Annotated in this window: 1 pseudogene; it reads left to right on the forward strand. The window is 47.5% G+C overall.

Annotated elements, in window-relative coordinates:
• A pseudogene (locus GO755_RS41740) lies at nucleotides 1–766 on the forward strand (IS3 family transposase); the annotation flags it as partial.
• Nucleotide 767: the final 1 nt, after the last annotated feature.

The following is a 767-nucleotide window of genomic DNA, read 5'->3' on the forward strand; positions in this document are numbered from 1 at the left end:
GAGATGACCGCTCCGGCGGCCCGGTCCGTGATCCGAAAACGAATCAAAGAAATTGCCCAGGTAAGAGTTCGGTACGGTTATCAGCGGATTTATGTGCTGTTGCGCCGAGAAGGCTGGCGTGACAATCACAAAAGAGTGTATAGGGTGTATTGTGAAGAAGGATTGCATCTCAGAAGCAAGCGTCCCCGTCGTAACCGAGCCGCTGCACACCGTTTGGAACGCCCCCAGCTCTCCAGTATTCATCAGTGCTGGAACGGTCCGCCGTAGCGGCATGGATTTTGTGGCCGATCAGCTCTTTGACGGCCGCAAAATTCGGTCCTTAACTGTAGTGGATAATTATAGTCGTCAATGCCTGGCGATTCATGTTGGTCAGTCTTTAAAATCGGAAGATGTAGTTGCTGTAATGAATCGCCTACAATCGTTATATTTAACCGTTCCTGACCGTATTCAAGTTGATAATGGCAGTGAATTTATCTCAAAGTTTCTGGACAAGTGGGCTTATGATAACAAAGTGACGCTGGACTTTTCAAGACCTGGAAAACCAACGGATAATGCGTTTATCGAGTCATTTAACGGTAGTTTCCGGGATGAGTGCTTGAACGCTCACTGGTTCTTATCGCTGGATGATGCTCGGGAAAAAATTGAACACTGGAGGCAAGAATATAACAGCTTCCGACCCCACAGCTCTCTTGGTGGCTTAACTCCAGATGAAGTTGGAAAGGGGAAGGAAAAACCAACAAATGAACGTCCGATCCTCAATCTTTGAG

Source organism: Spirosoma arboris, from assembly GCF_009754945.1.
Classification (GTDB): Bacteria; Bacteroidota; Bacteroidia; order Cytophagales; family Spirosomataceae; genus Spirosoma; species Spirosoma arboris.